The sequence below is a fragment of the Mesorhizobium sp. Cs1321R2N1 genome, from assembly GCF_037179725.1.
In the GTDB taxonomy this organism is placed as follows: domain Bacteria; phylum Pseudomonadota; class Alphaproteobacteria; order Rhizobiales; family Rhizobiaceae; genus Mesorhizobium; species Mesorhizobium salmacidum.
Genome location: NZ_JAPYKP010000360.1, coordinates 1 through 255 on the forward strand (window position 1 = coordinate 1; position 255 = coordinate 255).

General features: G+C 60.0%; 1 pseudogene. It reads right to left on the reverse strand.

Features of this window, described 5'->3' with window-relative positions:
• Positions 1-255, reverse strand: a pseudogene (locus O7A61_RS32500) (IS481 family transposase); the annotation flags it as partial.

Genomic DNA, 255 nt, shown 5'->3' on the forward strand with positions numbered 1-255 from the left:
TGATGCGCTCGATGTCGATGCCCAGGCGCAGCCACCAGACCGACAGCTTGCTGAGATTGAACAGCGCATTGGGACTTGCGAAGGGAACGCCATTGTCGGTCCTGATCGCGCTGGGCAGGCCGAACTCTTTGAAGACACTCTCGAATACGGTGAAGGCATAGGCTTCCTTCGTGGTCGAGAGCGCCTCGCAGGCGATGAGATAGCGGCTGGCGAAGTCGGTGATGGTCAGCGGATAGCAATAGCGCCGGTCGGCGA